At 72.0% G+C, this 26,448-nt stretch carries 6 protein-coding genes and 1 pseudogene; 4 read left to right on the top strand and 3 right to left on the bottom strand.

Translation table 11 applies throughout. From position 1 onward, the window contains the following. Together D7X12_RS19410 and D7X12_RS19415 are read right to left on the bottom strand one after the other, a co-directional pair. A partial coding sequence (locus tag D7X12_RS19410) for an IPT/TIG domain-containing protein (RefSeq protein WP_147443728.1) occupies nt 1-20,691 on the bottom strand: 20,691 nt, incomplete at its 3' end. A gap of 28 nt (nt 20,692-20,719) precedes the next feature. Further along, on the bottom strand, nt 20,720-21,628 hold the full coding sequence (locus tag D7X12_RS19415) for a peptidylprolyl isomerase (RefSeq protein WP_158620075.1): 909 nt from the start codon (nt 21,626-21,628) through the stop codon (nt 20,720-20,722). Between the two features lie 178 nt (nt 21,629-21,806). Here D7X12_RS19415 and D7X12_RS45495 point away from each other — a divergent pair. The 3 genes and pseudogenes from D7X12_RS45495 to D7X12_RS19425 all read left to right on the top strand — a co-directional run. Next, nucleotides 21,807-22,073 (top strand): annotated as a pseudogene (locus D7X12_RS45495) (SurA N-terminal domain-containing protein); the annotation flags it as partial. Between the two features lie 6 nt (nt 22,074-22,079). Next, a complete protein-coding gene (locus D7X12_RS19420; RefSeq protein ID WP_158620076.1) occupies nt 22,080-22,766 on the top strand; it encodes a peptidylprolyl isomerase in 687 nt (228 codons plus the stop codon). Nucleotides 22,767-22,949: 183 nt separating this feature from the next. Continuing rightward, nucleotides 22,950-24,257 carry a B12-binding domain-containing radical SAM protein gene (locus D7X12_RS19425; protein WP_244224651.1) on the top strand — a complete coding sequence of 436 codons (1,308 nt, stop codon included), beginning with the start codon at nt 22,950-22,952 and terminating at the stop codon, nt 24,255-24,257. Between the two features lie 50 nt (nt 24,258-24,307). On the opposite strand, the gene D7X12_RS19430 is transcribed toward D7X12_RS19425, so the two are convergent. Next, nucleotides 24,308-24,502: a hypothetical protein gene (locus tag D7X12_RS19430; protein WP_120626772.1), complete on the bottom strand. Its 195-nt coding sequence runs from the start codon at nt 24,500-24,502 to the stop codon at nt 24,308-24,310. A 207-nt stretch (nt 24,503-24,709) separates the two neighbouring features. On the opposite strand from D7X12_RS19430, the gene D7X12_RS19435 reads away from it, so the two are divergent. Then, nucleotides 24,710-26,383: a metallophosphoesterase gene (locus D7X12_RS19435; RefSeq protein ID WP_120626773.1), complete on the top strand. Its 1,674-nt coding sequence runs from the start codon at nt 24,710-24,712 to the stop codon at nt 26,381-26,383. The last annotated feature ends 65 nt before the right edge of the window (nt 26,384-26,448 follow it).

Below are 26,448 nucleotides of genomic sequence, written 5' to 3' on the forward strand. Positions count from 1 at the left end.
CGGCCCCGCCAGCGCCACCGACAGCGCGTCGTTGCCCGGAACCTGCGAATCCCAGCGGCCCACCAGCACGGGTTCCTCGGGGGTCGTGGCATCCACCAGCCGCACGCCCGTCCCCAGGCCCAGGAGGATCTGATTGCCCTCCACGGCCATCGACAGCGCGGGCGCCGGCAGGTTGTCCAACTGGCCCAGCAGGTCCAACCCGCCCTCGGTGAAGTCGCGCAGCTCCAGACGCGACACGCCCCCTTGCTCCACCAGGAGCGCCAGCGCGCCCCGCACCCGCTCCAGGCCCCGGAGCGTGCCGCCCGCCAGGGACGTCTGTGCGACGACCTGCAACTGCCCGTCCACCCGGCCCAGCAGCGCCACTTCGCCTCCGCCCGCGATGGCCACGTAGGCCGCATCCCGCGACGCCACGACCGCCGTCGGCGACACGTCCTGGGGCATGAGCAGCACCCGCTCCAGCTCCTGGGGCGAGCACGCCCCCGACTCCGCGCTCGCACAATTCTCCAGCGCGTAGCGCACGAGGCGTCCCGGCCCCACCAGGAAGGCTTCGTTCCCGCTCACCGTCAGGGCGGTGGCACCGTCGACGCCCAGGACGTCCCGCACGTCGTACAGGGACTCGTTCACGGCCAGGGCCCGCACCACGAGCCGGCCGCCCCGCGCCACCAGCAGCGTGTTGCCCACGCGCGCCATCGCGTCGGCGCCCGGGCTGGAGGAGCCCTTCTCTTCCAGCGTGAACGTGAAGGGGGTGGGCCAGGTCGCGCTCAGCTCGGTGGTGCCGGGTCCTGGCGTCGCCACCCGCAGGGGGACCGGGCCGGTGATTCCATCCGGAATCCGGACGCGCAGCTGCTCCGACGACACCAGCTCGACCTGCGGCGAGGGCACCGGGCCGAAGTACACCCGCGTGCCTCCGAACAGGCCCTGCCCCGTGAGCGTGATGAGCGTCTGGCTGTTGAAGGGCGCCCAGCTCGCGGACACGGCCGTCAGCGTCGGCTCCACCAGATAGCGGTAGGCGCCCAACCGCGAGGCGGACAACCCGCCCGGGTTCACGACCTCGACCGCGGCCGGACCGGCCACGCCCGGAGGCACCGTCACCGTGAGGCTCCGACCATCCTCCGAAACGGAGGCCTCCGTCGCGAGCGCGCCACCGAAGGTCACGGTGCCGCCCGAAACGAAGTGCTCGCCCGCCAGCGTCACGCGGTTGCCGCCCGCTTCCAGGCCATGGGCCGGGAACACCGAGCTCAGCACCGGACGCTCCGCCGACACCTGCGAGGCCGTCGTGAAGCGCACGTCCACGTCGGTCCCCAACTCGCCACCGGCCAGGTCGGCCAGCGTGGCGCCGACATGCAGTCGGTACTGCGCGGACGCGCTCAGCGGGGCGTAGGGCTCCAGGACGACATCCGCGCCCCGCGTCGTCGCCGCCACGCGCCGCGCGACCGCGACCGCGACGCTGCCTCCAGGGGTCAGCTGCGAAAGCGTCACGCCCTGGGCGGTGTTGACGTCGGGCAGCGCCGTCACGTGCACCCGCGGCGCCGTGCCCACCGCCACCGTGTCGCCCTCGGAGGGCGTCGTGCCCAAAATCTCCAGGTGGTCCAGCTCCACGGCCGACAGCGCGCCCGCGAGCATGTAGGCCGGAGCGGGCGGCTGCGTCAGCGGCAGCTCCAACGGCGTGCCTTGCGCGTCCAGGAACAGCGTGCCCACCAGCAGGTAGTCCCCCGCGAACGCCACCGTGCGCGCATCCCCCACCACCTGGAGGCGCTCCAGCGCGACGGGCAGCCCGCCCACCGGCACGGCGAAGCGCTGCACCTTGCCACCGCCACCGGACACGTACGCCACGCCTCCGGCCACCCAGGTCTGCTCGGCGGACATCCACGTCCGGCCCAGCGGATCCGTCAGCGTCAGCACGCCGCCCGCCGCCGGATGGGACGGGTCCGCCAGCTCCACCACCTGCACCTGACGCGCGGTGCCCAGCGACGCGAACACGCGCGTGCCGCTCACGGCGAGATGCCGCGCCGGCACGGACAGCGGGAAGCCCTCCCCCACCTCCGCCAACGTGCCCTTCGCCGCATCCAGCACGTGCAGCCGCGGGTTCGCCGCGTTGCCATCCGCCACCACCAGGAGCGACCCGTACAGCACCATCGCCCTCGCGCCGCCGGGCAGGGGGCGCTGGCCCACCGGCAGCGGAGCCGCCGTCTCACCCAGGCGGTACATCGAGACGCCCGCCCCATCCGCGACGAACAGCAGGTCATCCTTCACCAGCACGTCGGAGGCGTCCCCCGTCGCCGCCAGCGCCGGCTTCTCCTCCGGCGCCGCGACCAACGACACGTCCCACCGCTTCACGCCCGCGGGCCCCGCCGCCATGTAGAGCCAGGAGCCCGACTTCGCGAGCCGCCGCGCCCCACCCGTCGCAGTGAAGGTGAGTTCCTTCTCGACGTGGAGCGTGGGCAGCTCGTTCAGCCGCGCGATGATGAGCCCGCCCTGCGCTGTGGCGCGCGACGCTTCGTACACCACCGACCCGTCCGCGTTGGTGAGCGCCGTCGCCCCCCCCAGCGCCACATACGCCACGCCCTCGTCCACCAGCACGTGCGCCACGGGCGGGGTGGGCAGCCGCGAGACCGCGCCCGCCCCATAGAGGAACGGCACCGGCAGCGACGAAGGCTGGTCCGACAGCCCCAGCGTCACGTCCACCAGACCGGAGGCGTGCGGTGGCGCCTTCACCTCCGCGCGCTCCATGGACGACACGTGCACGTCGAAGGCCGTCGTGTCACCGAAGGTCACCGTCATCCCCGGCTGGAAGCCGTGGCCGGTGAGCGCGACCGTGACGCCGCCCTGCTGGGGCGCCTGCGAGGGCGACAGGGCCGCCAACTGGAGCGGATCCCGGTAGAGAAACCCACCCAGGCGCTGGGCGAGCAGCCCCGAGGACCGGTCCATGACCTCCACCAGCGCGGGCCCGGAGAGCGCCGCGAGGGACGGAGGAACGGCCACCTCGAGCTCGCTCTCCGAATGCCACACCACCACCGCCTCCTGGCCGCCCACCCGGACGCGCGTGCCGGGCCCGCCCTGATGCGACTGGCGGAAGCCCGCGCCCTTGAGCGTCACCACCGTGGTGACGTTCGTCCGCCCGGAAGCAGGCTCCACGCGGGTGATGACCGGCTGCAACGCATCCGGCCCCGCGATGGTGAAGAGGCCCTGCACGGGCGCCGCCAGCGGTCGCGTGTCGAAGCCCTTCACGCCCGTCGTGACGCTCACCCGGACCTGCGCGAGCGGCGGGAACGGGACGGCCGGGCTGAAGACGAGGGTGGAGCCGCGCGTGTCGAACACGAGGTCACGCACGCCGGCCACGTCGGACCAGCCCGAGCCCTCGTTCACGCTCACCTGGAAGGTGTCCGGCGTCACCGTCGCGGGCGCCACCGGAAGGCTGAAGCGCGCCTGGATGACCGTGTTGCCCGGCACGATGCTGCCCGCGGCGGGCGTCAGGTCCACGGCCAGCAGGTCCGTGGGAGGCACCTCGATGACGGTGCTGCTTCCCGCCGTGGCGGCGAACAGCGAGCCGCCCACGAACGTCAGGCCCGCCACCGGGCTGCCCAGGTCCGACGACTGGAGGACCCTGGGCGCTGCTTCGTTGGACAGGTCGAAGACGTACAGCTTCGTGCCGACCGTCACGTAGGCGCGCCCCGAGCGCACGAGCAACCGGCTCGCCACCAGCTGCTCGTAGGTGCGCTCCCCGGCGAGCACCGACACCTGGCCCAACGGGGCACCCGAGCGGGTGTAGAGCGAGAGCCACAGGCCGTTGCCCTTGTTCGCCGTCACCGTCGAGGTGAGCGCGTAGAAGCGGTCCGCGCCCAGCTCCAGCGCCAGCACGTCGGCGTTCGGAGACACCGTCTCCACCTGCTCCAGCCGGGGCCCACCCGCGTGGAACACCTGGATGCCGCCCCAGGCGGCACCGGGCTCCGTGACGCCCACGTAGATCCGGTCGCCTTCCACCCGGACGCTCGTGGCCAGTGCGCCGCTCGTGGACGCGCTGGCCGCGAGGAAGGGGGCCTCCGGCCGGGACACGTCCACCGCCAGCAGACCGAAGGCATCCGCCGCCAGGAACGCCAGCGAACCGGACAGGTCCACGCCGCGCACCGCCGCCGGAGTGGCAACGCCCCCCAGCCGGAGCGGATGCTCCTCGACCTTCACGTCGAAGAGCTCCAGCCCCCAGAACCCGCTGTTGGACACGCCCACCGCGAGCCGGTCGCCTCGCAGGGAGAGCTCCGACGCCACGCGGGGCGGGAAGCCCGGAAGGTCCATCTCGGTGCCGACCGGCAGGTCATACGAGAAGAAGCCCACCTGCACCGGGGCCTCGCCCGGACGCACCAGCCACACCGGCACCACCGAGGGGTGGTCCACCGCGGGGGTGGTGAAGTGCAGCGAGGACAGGTCCCGCACGTCCACGCCCAGGTCCTGGGTGGGATCCACGGTGTGGGGATTGGACGCCACCCGCACCTTCGTGCCCGGCGCCAGGGCCTGGCCCGACAGGGACACCGACACGGTCGTGCCGCCGCCCACCGGCCCATGGTCCGGGAAGAGGCTCACGCCGATCCCCTCCAGGGACTTCAGGTACAGCACGGACGACGGCAGGACGGCGACCGGGCCGCCCTCGTTGCGCACCTCCAGGTCGACCGGACCGGCCCCGCTCTGCGCGGGGGCCACCACCGTCAGGTGGCCCTCATCCAGCACGGTGAAGGTGGCCGGCTGGCCCCCCACGTAGACGGCGGACGTGCCGGTGAAGCGCTCACCCGTCACGGTCAACGTCGTCCCTCCGGACAGCGAGGCGGACGACGGCGTCACCGCGAAGAGCTTCGGGGTCTGGCTGCCGGTGGACGCCGTGTGGAAGGCCAGCTGGAACGGGATGAGCAACCCGCCGCCCCGCTGATCCGTCACGGAGGCATCCACGACCAACAGGTAGTCGCGGTCGGGCAACAGGGCTTCGTCAGGGCGCACCGTCAGCGTCGCGTCGGAGACCTCCAGGGTCGCCTCCACGGTGTCTCCGGGAGCGCCCTCCGCGCCCGGCCGCAGCTGCAACCGGACGCTGCTGTCCGTGAAGGACGGCGCGGCCAGGGGACGGTTGAACCGCACCTCCAGCGCCACCGCTTCGGGCGGAACCAGCGACTCGCGCGCCGGCTCCATGCCCGTCACGTACAGGAACGGGACCTTCAGCTCCGTGAGCCGGTCCCGGCCCGCGAGCAGCAGCCGGTCCTCCACCGCCACCACGTCCAGGGCCGGCTCCTCGTTGCCGCCGCTGACGAGCTTCGGCTGGAGCGGATCCGCCACGTCCACCAGCACCACGCCGCCCTCCGCGGCCGCGACGAAGAGCATGTCGCCCAGCAGGCGCAACCGCTGCGGGTGGCCGGGGACGTTGGACATCTCCTCGTTGAACGAAAGCGTCTTCTTCAGCACCGGGTTCGCCGGGTCCGACACGTCGATGAACAACAGCCCCTGATCCGCCGCGGCGACGATGGCCACCTCCCCCACCACCACCACGTCCGTCAGGGCCGAGTCCACGGCGAGCGTCTTCGACAGCGCGCCCGGCTTCGCGGAAGCAAAGACGTGCAAGGCGCCGTGCGGCGTGGAGCCAGGGCCCGGCACCGCCTGATCGCCCGCGGCATGGCCGACGAGCGAGCTCTCCGGAGGCGGAGGCAGCGCGAACGGGTCGCCCGCACCCGTCGAGCAGTTGAAGACACCCTCGTGGGTGCCCGTCACCACGAACGCACGCCCGCGAGCGAACGTCGCGCCGAACACGTCCTCGCCCACGGCCAGCTCGCCGATGCGCACCGGATCGCTGGGGACGCGCGTGTCGAACAGGACCACCTTGCCTTCGGTGCCGAGCGCCTTCGGCCTGCCGGGGCACTGCTCCTTCGGAGCCATCCGCAGAGAGGTGCCCAGCAGCCAGGCCCCCGTGGGCGTCGGCAGCACGCGCGTGGCCAGCGGCGGCGACTCCCCGGTGTCGGCGCCGAGCGGCGCCTGGCCCAGCAGGGTCAGCCCCTGTGTCTGCGTCGCATCCAGCACGACCAGACCGCTCTGGCCGTTGGCCACGAGCAGTTGTCCTCCGCGCACCGCCACGTCCAGCGAGTCAGGCATCACCTCCACGTCGGGAGGATCCACCTGGCCCAGCAGTCCCATGCGCGTCGCGAAGAAGCGATCCACCAGCGCGTCCGGGGGATCGACAATCTGACTGCCGGATGCCAGCGGACGTCCCGGCTGGGACGCGTCGAACACCAGCGCCCGGTAGGACTCCGGAATCTTACCGTGGCCGGTGAGCGCGCCGTTGTAGTCCTGCGGGAACGTGTTGCCACGCCCGCTGGCGCCCGCCGCCGCGAACACCTGGAAGGGGTTCTGCGGGTTGGCCACCAGCGCGTGCGGCGAAGCCGACACCACGCTCTCCTCTCCGGAGAACGCCAGGCCATAGCCCACCTCGGACGTCGAGCGCACGCGCGACAGCCCGTCCGGGGACACCACCATCACGTCCGCCGCGCCGAACGAGCCGGGCGGCGCCACGGCCGTCAGCTCATGGAACGACGTCACCGACACGGAGGCGGCGGGCAGCCCGCGCACCCAGACCTTCGTGGAGCCGAGCGCGTCCGCCCAGCCCGGAAGGAACCCGTTCCCCGAGACCCGCACCGTGCTGCCGCCGCGGGGATTGAGGAAGCGGGGCGTGGCGGTGCCCACCTGCAACGGCGCCACGTACAGGAAGCCGCCCGGCCGGCGCGCGGACAGCCCGGACAACTGCACCACCTCCACGTCCGCCAGGCCCACCCCGCCCGAAGGCGTCTTCACGCGCAGCCGCGTGGGGGACCATTCGAGCACCTCCGCCACCTGGCCGCCCACCCGCACCGTCACGCCCGGCTCGAAGCCACTTCCAAGCACCTCCACCCGGCTGCCGCCGGACGTGGGCCCCACCCGGGGCACCACCTGGGAGACGACGGGCCGTCCACCCGAGCCATCCGCCGCGCGGAACGACACCGTGAAGGGCGCGATGAGCGGCGCGCCTCCCGGCGTGCGGAGGGCCTGCGTCACCACGAGCTTCAGCGCCGCCCCCGCGGGCAGCGGCGCGGACGGACGGAACACCAGCGTGCTGCGCTGGGCGTCGGGGGTCCCGACCTCCAGGGGAAGCCCCGCCACCGGCACGCCGTTGGCCGTGAGCGAGAAGGCCGACGGCGCCGTGTTGGCATCGATGGCCGCCGAGAAGAAGACCGTCACGGACGACAGGTCCGTGGGGACGACCTCTGCTTCCGCGACGCTCGCGCTGGAGACGGACAGCTCCGCCGCGTCGCCGAACTCCAGCGACCAGCCGAGCACGCCGCGCTCCCGTGCGCTCACGAGCCGGCCGCCGGCCGTCGCGACGACGCGGGCGTCACCGCCCTGGTTGCCGGTGACATGGTAGAGCAGCTTCGGGTTCAGCACGTCGTTCAGGTCCACCACCGCCACGCCCGCGGCGCCCGCGGCGACATACGCCAGGCGCCCCGCGAGCCTCACGTCCCAGGCGAAGCCCTTCACCTCCACGGCGCCAAGCCACACCGGCACCGGCTGGGACACGTCCACCAGCACCAGGCCGTCCTCACCCGCCGCCACCACCGCCACGTCCCCCAGCATCCGCAAGCGCTGGACGGCCAGCGCGTCGGGCAGCGTGCCCGCCACGGTGGGCGTCGCCTGGACGTCCCACACCTGGAGCGAGCCGGGCCCCACCTTGAAGTCGTTCGTGCGCGTCCCCGTGCCCACGACCGCGTTGCCGCCCCACGCCACCACCGCCTGGGCTCCGGGGTTCACGTTCGCGGTGTGCACCGGGAACGGCTCCACGGACACGTCGAACGAGTGCAGCCCGCTGGCCGCGGCCGCCGCCATCAGGCGCTCGCCCCGCACGTCCACGCCGAACACGCCGTGGGCGCCCGCGCGCACCTGACGGACCAGCGTCACCTTCGTCGGATCCTCCACGTCCACGACCGCGACCGCGCCGCCGTGGGCCGCGCCCTCCTCATCGCGGGACACGAGGCCCACGTAGAGCAGGTCCCTGCCGCCCCCCACCCCCGGCACGTACGCCACGGAGGTCGCCTCGTCCGGCAGCGCCAGGTGCGCGACGACGCGGTCGTCCTTGTTGTCGTCATCCTCGTCCACCAGCCCGCCGCGCTGGTCGAACGGAATGCTGGCACCCATGTTGTCGCCCGCGAGGTGCAGGCCCGACAGGTCGATGACGTCCAGCGAGTGGTCCCCCACCGCGAACGCCCAGTCGCCCACCACCACCACGTCCCGGAGCGCGCGGGCCAGGGCCACCGCGGAGCCCGTCGGCTGGTCGAACGTGTAGCCCTTCACCAGCGTGTCCTCGAGGAAGCCCCCGGGGTTCACCGGGTCGGGCTGGCGGACCGTCACGTCCACCGGACCGCGCAGGCCGTGGGGCGTGAAGGCCTCCACGGTTCCCATGCCCAGCACGCGCACGTCGTAGGCGGGCTGGCCGCCGAAGCGCACCTGCACCGCGCCCTGCAGCGCGAAGCCCCTGCCCTGCAGCAGCACGCGCGTGCCACCCGAGGTCGGTCCCCGCGCGGGCGTCACGGCCAGCAGGTCGAGCGCATCCACGTACAGGTAGGCGCCCATGAGCTCGACGTGGCTGCCCCCCAGTCGCCGCAGGGTCACGGTGGCGGCACCCGCCGGCCGGTTGGGCGTCTTGACGCGGGCCTTCTTGCCACCGTCGAGGACCTCCTCCACCGGCACCTGCTGACCGTTGAAGTTCACGATCATGTCGGACTGGAAGCCGCTGCCTTCCAGCCAGACATCCGTGCCGCCTCCGGTGGGACCCTGGCGCGGCGACAGGCTGGTGACGCTCAGCGGCACCTCCCCCGCCTGCGCGACGGTGGTGAATTCCGCCACGTAGCGCCCTGGCATGGGGGCGCTGTCCGCCGAGGCGAGGAGCCCTTCGACCCGCAGCTGGTACGTCCTGCCGGGCAGCAGGCTCGCCGTGGGCCGCACCGTCACGGTGGTGGTGGCCACTCCCTCCAGCATCGTGGAGAGGGTTTCGCCGTCGGTGGAGCCATTCATGAGCACGAGCTTCACGGTGGCGGCGCTGGCATTGGACACCGGCCGGCTGAGCGACACCGTCAGGGGATCCGCCACGAGGACGGCATCCGCGCCATCCACGGGCGTGCTCCCGGTCACCACCGGGAAGGGCATGGCGACGACGCTCAAGGCGTCCTGGGCCACCGGCTGGCCCACGCGTCCCGCCGTCTCCTGGATGGTCGCCACCAGCAGGCCCCCGGCCAGCGCCACGTCGGACAGCTTCCGGGCCGGGTACAGGTCCACCGCGTTCACGGACCGGGGCTGCGAGGGCTCCGAGGCCATCACCAGTTGCACCAGCGCGGACGGCCCCCAGGCGGCCGCGGCCCCCAGGTGCGGGCCCATCGCGGTGCTCGTGAAGCGCATGCCGCGCACCAGCGGCACCACGGGCGACGCCTCCCGGGGACGCGCGGGCTGGGCGAGCGACAGCGTGCGCAGGGCTTCGCCCGTCACCCGGAGGCCATTGCGGCCGGCCAGGGCCACGTCCGTGGCATCGCCGGACAGCTCCCCCACCACCGGGAGCCCCTGCTTCGTGAGGTCCACCACCAGCAACCGCTGCGCCGCGCCGGACTTCGCGGTCAGGACGGCGAAGTGACCGGACACCTGCACGTCCTCGATGGACGGGGAGAGCAGCTGCCCGCCGAAGAGGAACTGCGTCACCGCGCCCAGCAGCACCGGCCGCTGGGGCTCCAGCAACGAGTAGAGCGCCACGCCGCCCGACCCCGCCGCCATCAGCGCCAGGTCCCCCGCGAGCGCCAAGCCCCGTGCCTCGCCCACCGAGGGCAGGGTCGACAGGAGCCGGGGCGCAAGGGGGTTGGCCGCGTTGAAGACGAGCAGCGACGCGACGCCTTCGCCCGCGACGTCAGCGAACGGCAGCGTCGCCCCGTTCGCCACGACATACGCGTACGGAGCCCGGACGGACAACGCCACCGGTTCATACGGAGGGGGAATCCCGGCCAGCCCTATCAGCGACGCATTCGTCGGGTCGGACACGTCCACCAGCGACAGCGCGCCGTGGACGCTCTTCTCCAGCATCTGGGCGGCGTCCTTCGCGGACACGTACACCTGTGACGGAGACAGCACCCAGGCCTTGTTCTCGCTCAGCGCCACCTTGATGGGCGGCAGCGACGGCAGCTTCTCCGTGGGCCTCGGGTCACTCCCGTTGGGGACATGCCGGCTGATGGAGGACGACACCGAAAGGTCCGTGTACAGGTAGGCCCCGGGCACCACCACGCTCTTGAGGTCCGGGTTCGTGACCACCACGTCCGCGGGACCGAAGGCGCCCGCCGGCACCTTCAGGGTGAGCAGGCCCGGTGACAGCACGCGCACGTCCGACGCCGCCGCGCCGCCCACCTTCACCGTCACGCCACGCTGGAAGCCCGCGCCGGACACCTCCACCGTGTTGCCGCCCACGAGCGGCCCCGTGGCTGGCGACACGAAGTCCACGTGCAGCACCTTGAGGTAGATGAAGCCGCCGAACAGCGACGCCTCCAGGCCATTCGGGTTGACCACGGTCACCGTGGCCGCGCCCTCCTCGCCGCTCGGAGGCACCTTCGCCGTCAGCGAGTGTCCGTCCGCGAGGACGGTGACCTCCGACGCCTCGGCGCCGGAGAAGAAGACCCGGGCCCCGGGCAGCAGGTTCGACCCCAGGAGCGTGACGCGCGTGCCACCCTCCTGCGGCCCCGCGGGAGGAAGGACGTCCGTCAGTTGCGGCAGCTCCGCGCTCGCCGCGCGCGTCGTGAACCGGGTGCGGAAGGCGGTGCCCAGGGTCCAGCCCTGCTCGGAGGCCAGTTCGGGCCCCACGGTGAGGAAGTACTCCGTGGCCCGGGACAGGGCCTGGTTGGGACGCACGCGCAAACGCCGGTCCGTGGGCACCACCGTGACGGGCACCGCCGGGCCCACCACCGGATCCCCGGAGCGCAGCACCACCGTCCCCACGTCCAGGCTTCCGGGCGCCACCACCTCCGACAAGAAGACGTCCAGCGTCACGGCGTCCGCGGCCACCGGCACCTGCCGGGCTCCGTCCTCCGGCGTCACGGAGGTGACGACCATCCGCTGGAGCCCGAAGCGGACCAGCTCCCGGTCCATCACCGTCACCGCGCCGCTCGCGGCCCCCACCACCTGGGAGGCCCGCGGAAGGTTGGCGCGCACCCGCGTCTGTCCCATCCCCTGCGGCGGGAAGGTGGACACCGACAGCATCCCCTTCACCGGCCTCGCGTCCTGGTCCGTCAGCGCGCTGGTGGCGAGCACGAGGTTGCCAGAGGCGCTCACGGACCGCAGTCCCTGGGCCCGCAGGTCCTTGCGGGCTGGCGCGTGCGACAGCAGCGACACGAGCCGCGGCGCGTCCGGACGCGAGAAGTCCACCTCCGCGAGGTACGCCCCCGACCCCTCGCAGGCGACGAAGGCCCGCGACCCCACGGCCGACACCGCGTTGGCCGAGCCGGGGACGGCCACGAAGCCATGCTCGGCCGACACCAGGGGCAGCTTGGGATTGCGCAGGTCCAGCAGCCGCAGGCCCCCGCTTCCGGAGGCCACCAGCAACAGGTTGCCCGACACGAAGACGCCCCGGGCCCCGTCGTCACCGACAGGGACCGTGCGCACGCGCTGGGGCAGCTTCGGATCCGACAGGTCCACCACCACCACGCCCGGCCTTCCATTGGCGACGTAGGCCAGCCGGTCCTTCACCGCCACGCCGAGGACGTCGTCTCCCGGCAGGTCCACGCTGCCAATCACCGCCTGCGTCGTCGGGTCCACCACCGACAACAGGGGCGGGATGAACTGTGCCTGGAGGGTGCGCGAGGGCGTCAGCACCAGCACCTGCGCGCCATGGAACGCGACCGCCGCGGGCGGGGCCGCGAAGGGCACGGAGCCCAGGCCCTGGATGTCCTGGTCGCCCGCCGAAAGCTGGGCGAACACGAGCGCGTTGCCCTGCGGCACTTCCGTGCTGCTCAGCCCCACGCCGCCCACCGCCACCCGGCCGGTGTCGCTCACCGCCAGGGGCCCCAGCCGCCCGGAGTTGAAGGGGGTCAGCCGCGCGGGCGAGGGCTGCAGGCCCAGCTCCACGGTGACGACCTGGGACTTGCCGTTGTTGTCCGAGGGGTCCTTCGCCGTGGCCCGCAGGGGCACGAGCTGCCCGGCGCGGTCGTTCGGCAACAGCCGGGTCCTCGAATACAGCGGGCGGCCCGCGGGTCCGGGCACCGACTCGCCGGTGGAGCCCGCGCTCACGCCGTCCGCGAAGAACTCGACCTCCTGCACCTGGACGTTGTCCCGGGCCGCGGCCTTCAGCGCGACGAGGCTGCCGCCCGTCACGACGTCGAACTCCAGCGGCTCCACCCACTCCACGTCCGGAGGGACGGTGTCGCTCACCGTGCCCACGTCCACCGGCGCGGATTCCTGCTCCTGCCCGGCGAGGTCCACCGCCACCGCGGTGAGGGAGAAGCGCCGGTTGCGACTGCCCACGGGGGCGACGAACGTCCCGACATAGACGTCGGGAGCCCCGGGGATGCCGGCGGGCACCTCGGCCACGTCCACCCGCTTGCCGTCCACCAGGAAGATGACCTTCTGGAGGCCACTGTCCACGTCCTGCGCCTTCGCCTCGATGCGGATCCGTCCCCCGTCGAAGACGTTGGAGCCGGCGAGCGGCTTGCGGATCGCCACCGTCGGCTTCTCGTCCTGCTTCACCAGCACGTCCAGCGGCGGTGACCAGGCTTCGCGCCCCGCCACGTCCCGGACCTGTGCCCGCAGGTGCAGCGTCTGGCCCACCTGGGCCTTCGGCACCTCGTAGGCGAAGTCGTAGGGCAGCAGGTAGCGGCGCGACACCTCGGTGGCGCTGGCCTCCGGCCCCATGTGCAGCGACACGTGGGCCACGCCCAGGCTGGCCTGGGACACCTGCGCGGAGAACGTCGCCGGCAACCCGGCCACCACGGAGGCAGGACCCTGGAGGGCCACCGCGAGCGGCGGTGCATTCACGACGGTGACCTGCGCCTGCACCTGCGCCGTCAGGCCGGAGGCGTCCACGGCGCGGGCCACGAACGTCAGCGACTTGTCCACGTCGCTCTTGAGCGCGCGATAGGTGAAGCGATACGGAGGAGCCGGCAGCGTGGCGAGCGGCGTCGGGCTGCCTTGCAGCGAGAAGACCACCGCCGCGACGGCCACGTTGTCGTCGGCCACGGCCTCCAGGTCCAGGTTCATCCCCGCGACGATCTGGGAGTTGTTCGCGGGGGTGAGGAACTTCACCGTCGGGGGCTGCGCATCCGCCTGGACGGGCAGCGTCACCACGGGGGCGGAGGATTCGTGTCCCAGGGAGTCCCGCGCGCGGGCCCGGACGATGAGCCTGCGGTGGGCGGAGCCGTACGGCAGCGGGACGCGGAACGAGAAGGGCTTGGTCGTCGCGGTGTAGCGAAGCGGGCCATTCACCCCGCCCTCGACCACCGCCTCCACCCAGGCCAGGGCGACGTCGTCCTGGGCCGCCAGCACGAGGCCGAAGTCACGGCCCTCCGTGAGCGTGACGCCATCCTGCGGCTGGGCCACCGCGATCGTCGGGGGCTTGTCCTGGCCCACGGGCAGCAGCACCACCTGGCTGGAGGTGGCATGGCCGTACGAGTCCACGGCCTTCGCCTGGAGCGTCAGTTGCTGCGCGCCCTGCGGCACCGGCACCTGGAAGGTGAAGGGCGGCTGACGCAGGACGGGCGTCAGCGGGACGTCGTTCACCGTCAACTGCACCGACGCGATGCTCACGTCGTCCTCGGCGGCGACCGTCACCGGGACGAGGCTGCCCTCCACGACGGTCCGGCCATCCGGCGGGGACACGATGGCCACCGCGGGCTCCCGGTCTCGCACCACGCGGATCGGCTGGATGAACCGGGCCTGCTTTCCCGACAGGTCCCGGGCTTCCGCGACCACGAAGTAGTCCATGTCCGCGGCGCCCATCGCGGGCAGCGCGGGCGCCACGGCCTGGGCGTTGACCAGCGGCGCGTAGACGTCCACCTCCGAGTTCGGGAACGCGTTGGTCAAAGGGAAGCCACCGGCCGTGTGGAACAACTGGAGCGCGTCCAGGCCCGGCCCGGAGAACAGCCGCACCTGGTCCACGAAGACGTTGTCCCAGGCCGTCGCCGACACGCGGAACGACGTCTTCTCCACCACCGCCTGGCTCAGGGTGGGCAACAGGACCTTCACGGCCGGGGGCTTGTCGTCCGCCACCACCACGATGGAGCGCTCGACGACGCTCACGTGCCCTTCCCTGTCCGTGGCCACCACCCGCACCGCGACGCGCGTCTCCGACCGCGAGGCATCCAACGCGAGGAAACCGGGGGGCAGCAGGACGCGTCCCCCATAGGTCTTCAGCCGGGAGATGTCCCGGTAGGGCGTGTCCGCATCCGCGCCGACCAGCGCCTGGAAGGCGGCCCGCACCGACGTGTCCACGGGGACCGGAAGGTCGTCGACCAGCCCATCCTGCAGGACGGGAATGGCGGCCCCCTGGTGGCCGAGGACCTCGAGCGCCCTCTGGCCGTTGAGGAAGAACTCCACGCGCGCCACGCCGGTGTCATCACCGGCGAGCGCCTGCACGAACAGTTGGATGCTGCCCTCGGTGAGGGTGGCGTCCTGCCTCGGTACGGAGAGGGCCAGCACCGGGGCCAGGGGCGCCCGCCCCTCCACCACGAGCCGCGCCGTGCCCACCTTGCCCGCCGTGTCCGTCACCGTGACGCTCAACACGGACGGAGCACCATCCCAGGACACGGGGGGCGTGAACTCCACCTCGTGCGACACCTTCGCCTGGGCCGGCGCGACGGTGCGCGAGCTGACGGGTGCATCGCCGAACGCGGTCTGGATGAGCGCCACCCCCACGTCGTCCAGCACCTCCAGGGTCAGGGTGGCCGGGGTGCCCTGGACGAGTCGCACGAGGCCGCTGGCGAGCTCCGTCTCGGACGCCGTCTCCACCGCGGACTGGAGCTTGACCCACCGCACCGAGGGCGCGGTGTCCGCGCGCACGTGCACGAAGGTCGGGGACGACACGGAGGCATTGCCCGCGCGATCCCTCGCCACCACCGTCAGCGCCACGGGCGCTCCCGTGGCGCCAGGCTGGAGCACCAGCGTGCGCTGCGCCGAGGTGCCCGGACGGGTGAACGACTCACGGGCCGCGCCATCCACCAGCAGGTCCGCGGACTCCACCTCCACGTTGTCCTGGAAGGACAGCACCACGGAGACCGGCACGCCCGCCACCACCCCGCCGCCACTGGTGGGCTGGAGCACCGTGGCCACCGGCGCGTCCAGGTCCGGCCGCACCCTCACCGGACGGGACGACCGGACCCGGTGGCCCTGGCCGTCGCCCGCGAACGCGGTCAACACCGCCGCGCGCGGCGACCAGCCCAGCGAGGGCCGGAGCAGGACCTGGGGCTGCAACGCCCGGCCGGGCCCGGAACCGCCGACGCCCCAGCGCGCGACCGCGAGCCAGGCTCCGGCCGCCACCGCCCGCACCTGGACCGAGTTGCCGTCGTAGACGAGCTGCGTGCGGCTGACGTCCACGGGCGTGCCCGCAGACGTCAGCTCCACGTCGATTTCATCCACCGTCATGAAGGCCGAGGGGAACCCCAGGTCGACCTCGTAGGACGGGCCCTTGAACTCCACCTCGCGGCGTCCCGAGGACAGCGTCGCCAGGAAGGCCTTCACCTCCGCGACGGTCTCCGCGCCCGCGTTCAGGCGATAGCGGTACCCCACGAGCGCCTTCACCGACTGTCCCAGGGGCGGAGCAGCCACCTTCAGCTTCGCGCGGCCGGGCTGGTTGCCCAGGCCGGCGGCCGGGGGCACCACGCGCACCCGGCCTGACGCCACATCCAACTGGGACGTGCGCCCCTCACCCAGGGACCACGTCACCTGGGAGGCCAGACCCGCGCCGGTCGCGCCGGGCGCCACCACGTCGAACGCCTCGGGAGCCCCCTCGACGGGGGTGGCCTCCGCCGTCGCCAGCACGCCGAAGGCGGACTCCACCTTCACGTCGTCCTTCAGCTCGACCTGGAGGCGCTCCGCGCGCTCCTCCGTCAGGGCGGCGCCCGCCGTCGGGGCGACCCACGACACGGTGGGCGGTGCGTCGGACGTCAGCAACCGGGTGAGGACCTGCTCGGTGGTCTTGCCCGTGGCGTCCACTGCCCGGGCGAAGAAGGTGATGGGCCGGGGCCCGGACACGAGCGCCGGCAGCGTGATGTTCACCGTCGCGCTGACGCTGGCGCCCGGCGTGATGGCCGGCAGCACCCACGGAACGCCATCCAGGAACAACTCCAGCGTCTGGACCTGGCCGTCATCACTGGCCTGAAGGCCGAGCTCCACGGTGGAGCCCGCGACACACGTCGCGTCGTCCGGGGTGTTGCGCAGCACCAGGGTCAGCCGGGGCGCCTCCCGGTCCACCTTCGGCTTCACGTCGAGCGCCACCTCGGCGCTGCTCGTGTTGCCAGCGGGGTCGGACGCCTGCACCGTCAGGGTATGCGGGCCGGCGCTCAGCGCGGGCAGGGCCACGGTGCCGGCGTAGGTGCCCACGTACTCGCGACCGAGCAGCACCGTGCCCGGCCCCAGCGGGTCGGGGGTGCGCACCTCGTCGAAGTGCTCCTCGGTGTTCGGCAGGACGACCGGGGGCGACAGCGCCTGGCCATCCAACAGGACGACCACGGAAGAGACGCGCACGTCATCCCGGACGTCCACGCGCACGCCCAGCGAGCCGCCGGGCACCACGTCCACGGCGCCCGCCGCGCCGACCTGGGGCGAGACCAGGGACACCCGGGGCTTCTGCACGTCCGGCGTCACCGCCAGCGTGACGGTGGCGGGCAGCGAGTCCTGCATCGCGGTGTCCCTGGCGATGACGCCCACGGTGGCGGGCTGGCCCAGGTGGACGAGCGGAGCGCGCACCACCAACGACTGCGGCTGGGCCACGTCGCGCGCCGCCCCCGTCGTGGGCAGCAGGCCCTGCCTCACGTCGCCGGACACGCCTACCCATCCGATGACGCCGTCGTCATCGGTGAGCGACACCGTCAGCCGCACGTCCTCGCCTTCCTTGTAGGGACTGCCCGGGGGCGGGGCGAGCACCGTCACGGAGGGCGGCAGGTCCTGCACCAGCCGCACCTTCAGGGTCCGCTCCGCGGTCCGTGACGGGACGTCCTGGGTCCCGAGATCCGAGGCCACCGCGCGCAACGTCACGTCCTGGCCCACGTCGGCCACGACCGTCGGCACCTGGAAGGTGAAGACGCGGTAGAGCCCCTGCTCCTGACCCTCCGTGAGCCGCGCCACCCGTTGCGTCCCGCGATACAGGTCCACCCACGCCACGCCCACGTTGTCGGAGGCCACCACCTCCACATTCATCGTGCGGCCCGCGAAGACCCGCGCGCCCTCCGCCGGCAGGCGGAAGCCCACGAGCGGGGCCTGATCATCCTCGACCAGCGCGACGGTCCGGGTCGCCTCGGCGGTAGTGCCCCCGGAGTCCGTGGCCACCACCCGGAGCGTCTCCGTGCGGGCCGTGCCCGACAAGGGGACCTCGAAGCGGTAGGGGGCCGTCAGCGCCGTCAGGTGGGTGTTGCCCAGGAACAGCTCGACGCCCTGGACGGACACGTCATCCGTCGCGGTGACGAGCACCTCCAGCACGGTCCCCAGCGTCGCGGAGGCGCCCACCAGCGGACGCGTGAAGGCCACCGTCGGAGGGGCGTCCTGCTTGGACTGGAAGAGGACTTCCGGGGAGATGCCCACGTTGCCGGCGGCATCCGTGGCATGCACGCGCAGCCGGTGGCTTCCCAGGGTGGCGATGGAGGCCTTGGGGAGGATGAAGTGGGTGAGGAACGAGCCCACGGTGGTGCCGTTGCGGGCCGGAGCGGTGTCCGTGAAGACGGGCGTGAGAGCGCCGTTGAGGAAGAACTCCACCTTCTTCACGCCGACGTCGTCCAGACCGGCCGCCGTGACGAGCAGGTCCTGGGTCGTGACCACCGAGGCGTTCGTCAGCGGGGACACGATGGACACCGACGGCGGCAGCAGGTCCGGGGACGCGATCACGTTTCGCGTCGCCGTCGTCTCCATCCCGGTGGAGTCGCGCGCGACGGCCTTGATGATCAGCGTCCTGCCCACGGCTTGCGCGGGGACGAGCACCTCGGCGGAGTACGGAGCCGCGCTGGACAGGCCCGCCAGCACCCCATCGACGTACCAGGTCACGCGGACCGGCGGCGGGGAGTCATCCGACACGTCCGCCGCGAGCAGCATCCGGGAGCCCGCGAGGATGGGGTCGGAGACCCCGGGGCTGACGATGTTGAGCTGCGGAGGCTGATCCGCCTTCACCTTCGCCTGGAAGGTCACGACGCGCGGATTGCCGCCCACGTCGATGGCCTGCACCTCCACCTTCACGTCCGCGCCCAGCAGGGAGGCCGGAGGCGTCCAGTGGAAGGAGAACTCGGCGGACCCCGACGGCGAGCCCTCGAAGGAGCTCTTCGTGAGCCGCTGGGAGGCGACCACGGCGCCCTGCACCAGGAGCTTCACGTCCACCCCGAACGCCAGCGCATCGTCCGCCACCGCGCCGCTCACCGCGAAGGGAGCCCCCGCGGTGACGTCCACGGGCGAATGGTCGGGCTTCTTGAGGGTGATGAGGGGCGCCGAGTCCGCGGCGACACGCACGGCGAGCGACTGGACGGGCACCTGGGCCCCGACACCGTCCACCGCCTCCGCGCGCAGGACGACGCCCGTGCCGGCCGCCGTCAGCGGAGGGATGAAGCTCACCTCCCAGACGGGCACCAGCACCTGCTGCGTCCCCTTGTCCGTCGGCTTCGAGCGGACCTCCACGCGCGGGGCCGACGCCGCGCCCAGCGGCGCGCCGTCCACGGAGAAGCGGACCGACTGGAAGTCGTTGGGAGACAGCGTGGCCGTCTTCCAGTCGCCGCTCGTCACGCGCACCGTCTGCGGCAGGCCCGCGATCAACACCTGGCCGGCCTCGGGCGCTTCGTACACGACGGTGCGGCTGCTGGGCGCGGGAGCGCCCGTCACCGGGATCCGCAGCTCGGAGGACAGGACGCCCTGGTTCGCGGTGTCCACGCCCCAGGCACTCAGCACCAGGGTGGCGCCCGCCGTGGGCGGCGCCTTGACCTGGAGGGTGAAGGGCGCCGTGGTGTCCGTCACGGTGGGCACGCCGTTGACGCGGAACTCCACCCGCGCAAGGCCCACGTCGTCGGTGGCGAGCGCCGTCACCTCCAGGTCGCCGCCCGCCACCACGGACGCGGGCGCGCTCAGGCGCAGCGTGGGGAAGGCGTCCTGGGCGTCCACCGACAGGGAGACCTCGGGCTGGTCCGGGAACTTCGCGAACACGCGCGCGGGCTGGGCCTGTCGTGAGGTGACGCGGCCGTCCGCGGACACCAGGAGGCGGGTGGGGTCCTCCGAGCGCCACTGCGTCCCGAGGGACGCCTGCGTAAGGTCCACCTGCCGCTGGTTGGAGAGCGTGCCCACCAGCTTCAACTGCAAGCTGCCACCCACCCGCTCGATGGTCGGGGAGGTCGCGGGCAGCGCCGGGACGATCTCCAGCGACACCAGGCTGGCGCTGGAGTCCACGAGGACGGGCACCTGCCTGGTGACCCCCGCGTACTGCACGCGCACCACGGTCTCCTGGGCGCCGCCGGTGGCCCGCGCCACGACCTGGCCGTCGCGCGTGACCGTCGCCACGGACGGATCATCCGACGCATAGGTGACGCCATGGGCCCCACCACTGACGTCCACCTCGCCCGCGATGGCGAAGACCGCCGTGACCTGGAGGGGGACCCGCTGCCCGAAGCCCTCCGACAACAGCAGCGGCGAGGGACCGACACGCAGGTCGAGCACGGGATCGAACGCGGCCGAATCGGTGAACTCCACCGTGGAGGTGTGCACCGTGCGCCCGAACGCATCCACCAGCGCCACGTCCGCCACCACCACGCCATCCGGCGGGATGCGCCCTCCCTGCACCGGCACCGCGAACGCCACATGGCCCGGCGCGGCCACGCGGGGGTGCGCGACCAGACGGCGCCCCACGGCGAACGCATGCGACTCCACCTCCGCCAGGTCGCCCTTCACCGTGCGCAGCAGGGCCGCGGAGGCCCCCATCACGGTCAGCTCCGCGCGGGCCACGCTCCCCTGGAAGGCCACGTCCACCAGCAACTGGCCGGTGTCCACGGACGCCCGGGCACTCACCGGGTTCGGTGCGAAGGCCGGGGGAGGAAGGGTCGCGTCGAGCACCACCTGCACCCGCGCCACCTGGGCGCCCTCGTCCCCGACGGGGGTCGCGGACACCTCCAGCCGGCCATCCGCCGGGAACGCCCGGGACAGCGGGACGAGCACGTGGAAGGGAACCGCGCCGGCCTGATCGCGCGAGACCATCACGCGGGCCAGGTCCACGAAGACACCCTGGGTGGTGGAGGTGCCCTTCAGGGAAACGGCCACCTGGGAAGCGGCGCCGTCGACCTCGAAGCCCAGTTCAACCGAGCGCGCGCCGGTCTGGACCGAGCGGAGGGGATAGATGGACACGACCGAGGGCACGGCCTGCGCCAGGGCGAGGCCCGGCACGGCGCAGCCCAGCGCGAGAATCATCGCCAGCGCCTGAAGGCGCAGTGCGGAAAAACACTTCATGGGTACTTCCCCCTCTCCCGCCGACACGTCAGGGACGCGCCGTGACCTCGACCTGCACATCCGCCCCACTCCGCAGCCGCGCGCGCAGGGCATCGAACACCCTGCGCTGCCGCACCGGCGCCATCCGCCCCTCGACCTCGGCGCGCACTTCCTCGAACGGCGGGGTTCGCGCCGGACGCCGTTCGATGAGCTGCACCACCGCGAACCCCTCCGCGGTCTCCACCACCGGGGACACCTGCCCGGGCTCCCGCAGGGCGAACGCGGCGTCCTCCAACCGGCGATCCGGCAACTCCCCGCGCGCGAACAGCCCCAGGTCCCCGCCGCGTGCGCGTTCCGGCCCATCCCCACTGGACTGCACCTGCGCCAGCGGCTCCTTCGCCTTGAGCCGCCGCGCGAATTCCTCTGCTCTGGCGCGCGCCTTCGTCCGCTCCGCCGCGCTGCCCTGCCCTTCCACCCGGGCCAGGATCCGGCCCAGGTGGACCCGCTCCGGTTGTTCGAACTGCTGCCGGTTCGCGTCGTACCAGCCCCGCAGCTCCTGCTCGCCCGGGGCTCCGGCGGCCCGCTCCTCCTGGGCCAGCAGCGCCTGCACCACCAGCCGCTCTTCCAGCTCCCGCACCTGCCGGGCGATGTCCTCGCGTCCCGCCAGCCCCTGGCGCTTCGCCTCCGCCACCATCAGGCGCTTGTCCACGAGCGACCACGCGAACTCACGCTGCCCGGCTTCGCTCGCGAACTGTTCGCGCAGGGCCGGGGGCAGCCGCCGCGACTCCCGCTCCCACTCCGTCCGGGTGACGACGCCCCCGTCGAAGCGCGCCACCAGGTCCCGGGGCAACGGCGCGTTGCTGGCGGGCGCCGTCGTGGCCTCCGGAGAGCGCCCTTCACAGGAGCACACCGCGAGCAGCAGGACCGCGCGGTGGAGGGCACGAACAGGCAGTTGCAAAGGGATTCCTTGGAGCCGGAGATGACTCGCGCAGTGTGCACGATCAGGCATTTGAGCAGCAATAGCATGTGCGCCTGACACGTTTGAATTTCGCGCTGCCTCTTTGTTACGGTTCGCCCGAACGGGAGAGGGTCGTCGGGGCCCAGACTCACCGGACTCCCGCCAGGATTTGCAATTCATGAACATTGACAAAGTCGCCGTTGCCGCCGCCACAGCCCTGTTGCTCCTGAACGCCTGCAAGGGTTCAGGAGACACGCAGGAGGGGAGCAGGAATGACCCGGTGGTGGCCCGGGTGGGAACGGGGACCATCACCGCCAGCGAATTCAGGTCAAGACTGGAAGAACAGCCGCCGCTCATCCGCTCGAGGTACGGCACCCTGGAAGCGAAGAAGGAATTCCTGGGTAATCTTGTACGCTTTGAAGTGCTTGCCCAGGAAGCCAGACGTCAGGGATTGGAAAAAGACCCTGAATTCCAGGCGGCCGTGGAGAAGCTGTTGGTTCAACGGCTGGTGCAGAAGCAGGCGGCAGCGGCAGCGACGACGCCTCCGACGGACGAGGAGGTGCGCAAGTACTACCAGGAGCACCTGACGGAGTTCGTGCGGCCGGAGAAGGTCCGGGTCAGCCAGGTCTTCCTCGCCTCCGCGGAGGGAGATGCGAAGCGGGGCACGGTGAAGGCGGAGGCGGACAGGCTGCTGGCGGAGGTGCGCAAGCAGGAAGCGGGGCCGGTGAAGACGGCGTTCGAGGAGCAGGTCCGGAAGCGCTCGGACGACGCGGCGTCCCGCGATGCGGGAGGAGACCTGGGCCTGCAGACGCGCGAGGAGCTGGCGGCGAGGTGGGGACAGCCGGTCGCGGACGCCACGTTCGCGCTCCAGACGCTGGGCGAGGTGGGGCTCGCGGCCTCCGCGCGAGGGCTTCACCTCCTGAAGCTGACGGGCCGTCAGCCGGGCTTTTCCCAGACGGTGGATCAGGTGAAGGCGCGCATCGAGAGCCGGCTGATGGTGGAGAAGCGCTCGCGGTCCATGGAGGACCTGGTCGCGGGGTTGGTGGACAAGGCAAAGGTGGAGATTGATGAAAAGGCCTTGGGCAACGTCTCCGTCGAGAAGGACGGCGTGGGCGGCGTCGCGCAACCTTCGCCTTGAGTCGCGCTGACGCTCCGTGGACGGGCTGGAGGAGCCACTGAATCTTTCCGCTCCCCCCGCGTCGGAAACGGCTGGGAGGGGTCGGCACCGCTGAGCAGCTCGACCCCTCCATTCCGGGGGCCCATGTCTGCGCATGCCGCTGAGGTCATTCCTGTCGTTCCCGGGGCGCGGCGAGTCATCCTGGTGTCCATCGATTGGACCCGGGACAAGGACCCTCGCGTTCCGCTAGGGCATGCCTCCATCGTCGCGGCACTGAAGAAGGCGGGCGTGGACGTGCGAGCGTCTTCTTTCGCCATCAACCTCGTCGGTTTCGACGAGGAGCGCATCCTGCGGAACATCCTCGACAGCGCCCAGGGTCACAAGCTGGAGCAGGTGGATGTGGGCCTGGGCGTCTACGTATGGAATGACCCGGTGGTGAAGAGGCTGCTGGTGGCGCTCCGGCGGAATGGCTTCAGGGGGCGCATCATCCTCGGCGGACCGCAGATTTCCTACGCGGGAGCGGGCCTGGAGGAGCTCTACCCCGAGGCGGATGTGTTCATCCGAGGGTATGGCGAGGAGGCCATGGTGGCACTCGCCTCTTCTGCCGAGCGCATCCGGTTCGTGGGAGTCCACTGGGCAGGACAGGTGGATTCCGGTCTCCAGGCGCAGGCCCGATTGGAGACGCTCGCCTCCCCCTTCCTCGACAACGTGATCGACCTTTCCGGGGGACAACGCTTCATCCGGTGGGAGACTCAGCGTGGATGTCCCTTCCGCTGCTCGTTCTGCCAGCATCGGGAGGCGGGCAGTCGGCTGCGGCGCCGGGACATTCCCCTTGCGCGACTGGAGCGTGAGAGCGAACTGTTTGTGCAATCGGGAGTGGACGACATCGCCGTGTTGGATCCGCTCTTCAATCTGGGAGACCACGCATTGGCGGTGCTGCGGACGTTTCGGAGGCTCGCCTATCGTGGGCGGTTGTCGGTGCAGTGCCATTTCTCGACACTGGATGAGGAGTTCCTCGACGCCTGCGAAGGGTTGGATGTGCGGCTCGAATTCGGCCTGCAGACCATCCACGAGCGGGAGGCGCGGGCGGTGGAGCGGGTCAATCACCTGGGGAAGGTGACGGAGGGCATCCGCAAGCTCCTGGAGCGCCGCAAGACTTTCGAGGTCTCCATCATCTTCGGTCTCCCCGAGCAGACGTTGGATTCCTTCCGGGCGACGGTCGACTTCTGTCTGCGACAGCGGGTGCCAGTCCTCAAGGCATTCCCTCTCATGTTGTTACGAGGGACCGCGCTGGAGCGAGAGCGGGCCCGGTGGGGACTGGAGGAGAGCCGCGAGCCCATCCCCAGCGTCATCCGGAGCCACACGTTCGACGAGCGGGAGTGGCGACAGATGGAGGCGCTCGCGGAAGCACTTCGCCGGACAGAGGGGGCGCATCCTGATTGCGTCGAAGCCCTGGAGGCGTGCGTGGTCCCCTCCCCGGACACTGCTGGCTGGTGGTCGCCTGCCTCGTAGCGGTCCGGCCCACCCTGTGCCGTGAGCGCGTGTCCTCGCGCGCCTGAGGCTCAGGCCGCCGCGCTGCCGTACGACACGCGCAGGCCCTGATGCGTCACCGTGATGAACGGGCGCCCCATCCAGCCGCAGTGCCGGCAGACCGCGTTCGGACCCGTGGCCGTGACTCGCACCGGCAGGTCCGCCTCGCACACGGGGCACCCTTCAGGGATGGTGTACTCGCGGGTCTCGGAGTGGACTTCGCTCATTCTTCACGGGTAACGCAGCAGCCGCGCCCTGCAAGGCCGGCGCCCTGGCCGCGCCACGCCGCGCCCCGAAATGCCTGCCCGCCTGCACTCCGAACTGCCACAGCAGGCCCCTGTGTTCCTGCCATCTGCCTGCGGACTCTTTTCTGGATGAACGTTTGACCATGAACGGTTGGGGTCCGGTCCCGAATGTCTCGGGCCGGAGGATTCATGGACCGGACGAAGTCACTATCGCTCGCTGCCCTGGCTGCCCTGCTCGTCGTGGGGTTCTCCTCGGGCAATGCGCTCGCCCTGCCGCGGGATCCCTATCTCCAGCGCGTGGGCCCTGACACGGCGACGGTGGCATTCCGGCTCGCGTCGAACTGCTCCGCGGCCCAGGTCCGCTATGGCGTAGGGGGCACGAGCTCGGTCGCCCGCTCCACGGCCACGGCGCGCATCCATGCCGTGGTCCTCACCGGCCTGATTCCTGGCACCACCTATACGTACTCCGTGGATGGCTGCGGTGAGACGACCCCCGCGAAGACCTTCGTCACCGCCCCCGTCCCCGGCACCCGGCGCGTGCACTTCGCCGCCGTGGGCGACTTCGGCACCGGTGGCAGCGACCAGAAGAGGGTCGCCCAATCCATGCTCACCCACCGGCCCGAGCTGTTCGTCGCCCTGGGCGACAACGCCTATGCGTCCGGCACCGAGACCGAATTCCAGACGAACCTCTTCACCCCCATGGCCGCCCTGCTCGCGCAGGTGCCCATGTTCGCCACGCCCGGCAACCACGAGTACGTGACCAACGAGGCCCAGCCCTACCTGGACAACCTCTACCTGCCCACCAACAACGCCGAAGGCTCGGAGCGCTACTACTCCTTCGACTGGGGCCACGTTCACTTCGTCTCCATCGACTCCAACTGCGCCGTGGGCCTCGCGTCCGCGTCCAAGTGCACGCTCGCCGCGCAGAAGGCCTTCGTGGAGAAGGACCTCGCCGCCACCACGCAGCCCTGGAAGGTCGTCTTCTTCCACCACCCGTCCTGGTCCAGCGGCGAGCACGGCTCGCAGCTCACCATGCGCCGCCAGTTCGGTCCCCTCTTCGAGAAGTACGGCGTGGACCTGGTCCTCACCGGCCATGACCACGACTACGAGCGCAGCAAGCCCATGCTCGGTGACGCCGAGGCCGGGAAGTCCGAGCGCGGCATCCCCTACCTCGTCGTCGGCGGCGGTGGCGCCACGCTGCGCGCGTTCGCCACCTCGCGTCCGTCCTGGAGCGTGCTGCGCGATGACGCGGCCCACGGGTTCCTCGACGTGGAGGTCGTGGAGGGCACCCTCACCGCGAAGCTCGTGAAGACGGACGGGGGCGTGCTCGACAGCTTCTCCCTCACCAAGCAGCTGCCGGCGCCGCCCGAAAAGCCCCAGGGCACGCTGAACGTCAGCGTCGACAGCGCCAGCGGCACCGCCCCCCACAAGGCCACGTTCGTCGCGACCGCCTCCCCCGCGGACGCCACCATCGCCTGGGACTTCGGGGACGGCACCACCGCCCAGGGCGCGCAGGTGGACCACGTCTATGCCCAGGCCGGCGACTACACCGTGACGGCCACCGCCACCTCCCAGGGCGCCGCGCCCGTGACGTCCACCATCCCGGTCACCGTGACGGCCAGCGGCACGCCCCCTCCTCCGGGGACCGGCACGGACCCGGGTACCGGCACGGGCAATGTGCCCGGCACCACCGACCCGCGCCCCGGGGTCCCCTCGACGCCGACGAATCCCGGGCTCTCCCCGGGAGAGGGCGATGAAGAACAGGGAGGCGGAGGGTGTGCCGCCGGTCCCTCGGCCGCCCTGATTCCCGCCGCCGCCGTCCTCATCACCGGCCTCGTCCGCCGTCGCCGCCGGAACCGCTGAACCCCAAGGGCCCGGTCCCCCCACAGGCGGCCGGGCCTTGGCTGCCCCCTGAAGTCCTCGAATCC

Origin of the sequence: Corallococcus sicarius (assembly GCF_003611735.1) — a bacterium.
Classification (GTDB): domain Bacteria; phylum Myxococcota; class Myxococcia; order Myxococcales; family Myxococcaceae; genus Corallococcus; species Corallococcus sicarius.

Excerpts from the sequence above, each read along its gene's own strand:
- D7X12_RS19430 (WP_120626772.1), bottom strand. The coding sequence starts at position 24,502 with ATGAGCGAAGTCCACTCCGAGACCCGCGAGTACACCATCCCTGAAGGG.
- D7X12_RS19435 (WP_120626773.1), top strand. The coding sequence starts at position 24,710 with ATGGACCGGACGAAGTCACTATCGCTCGCTGCCCTGGCTGCCCTGCTC.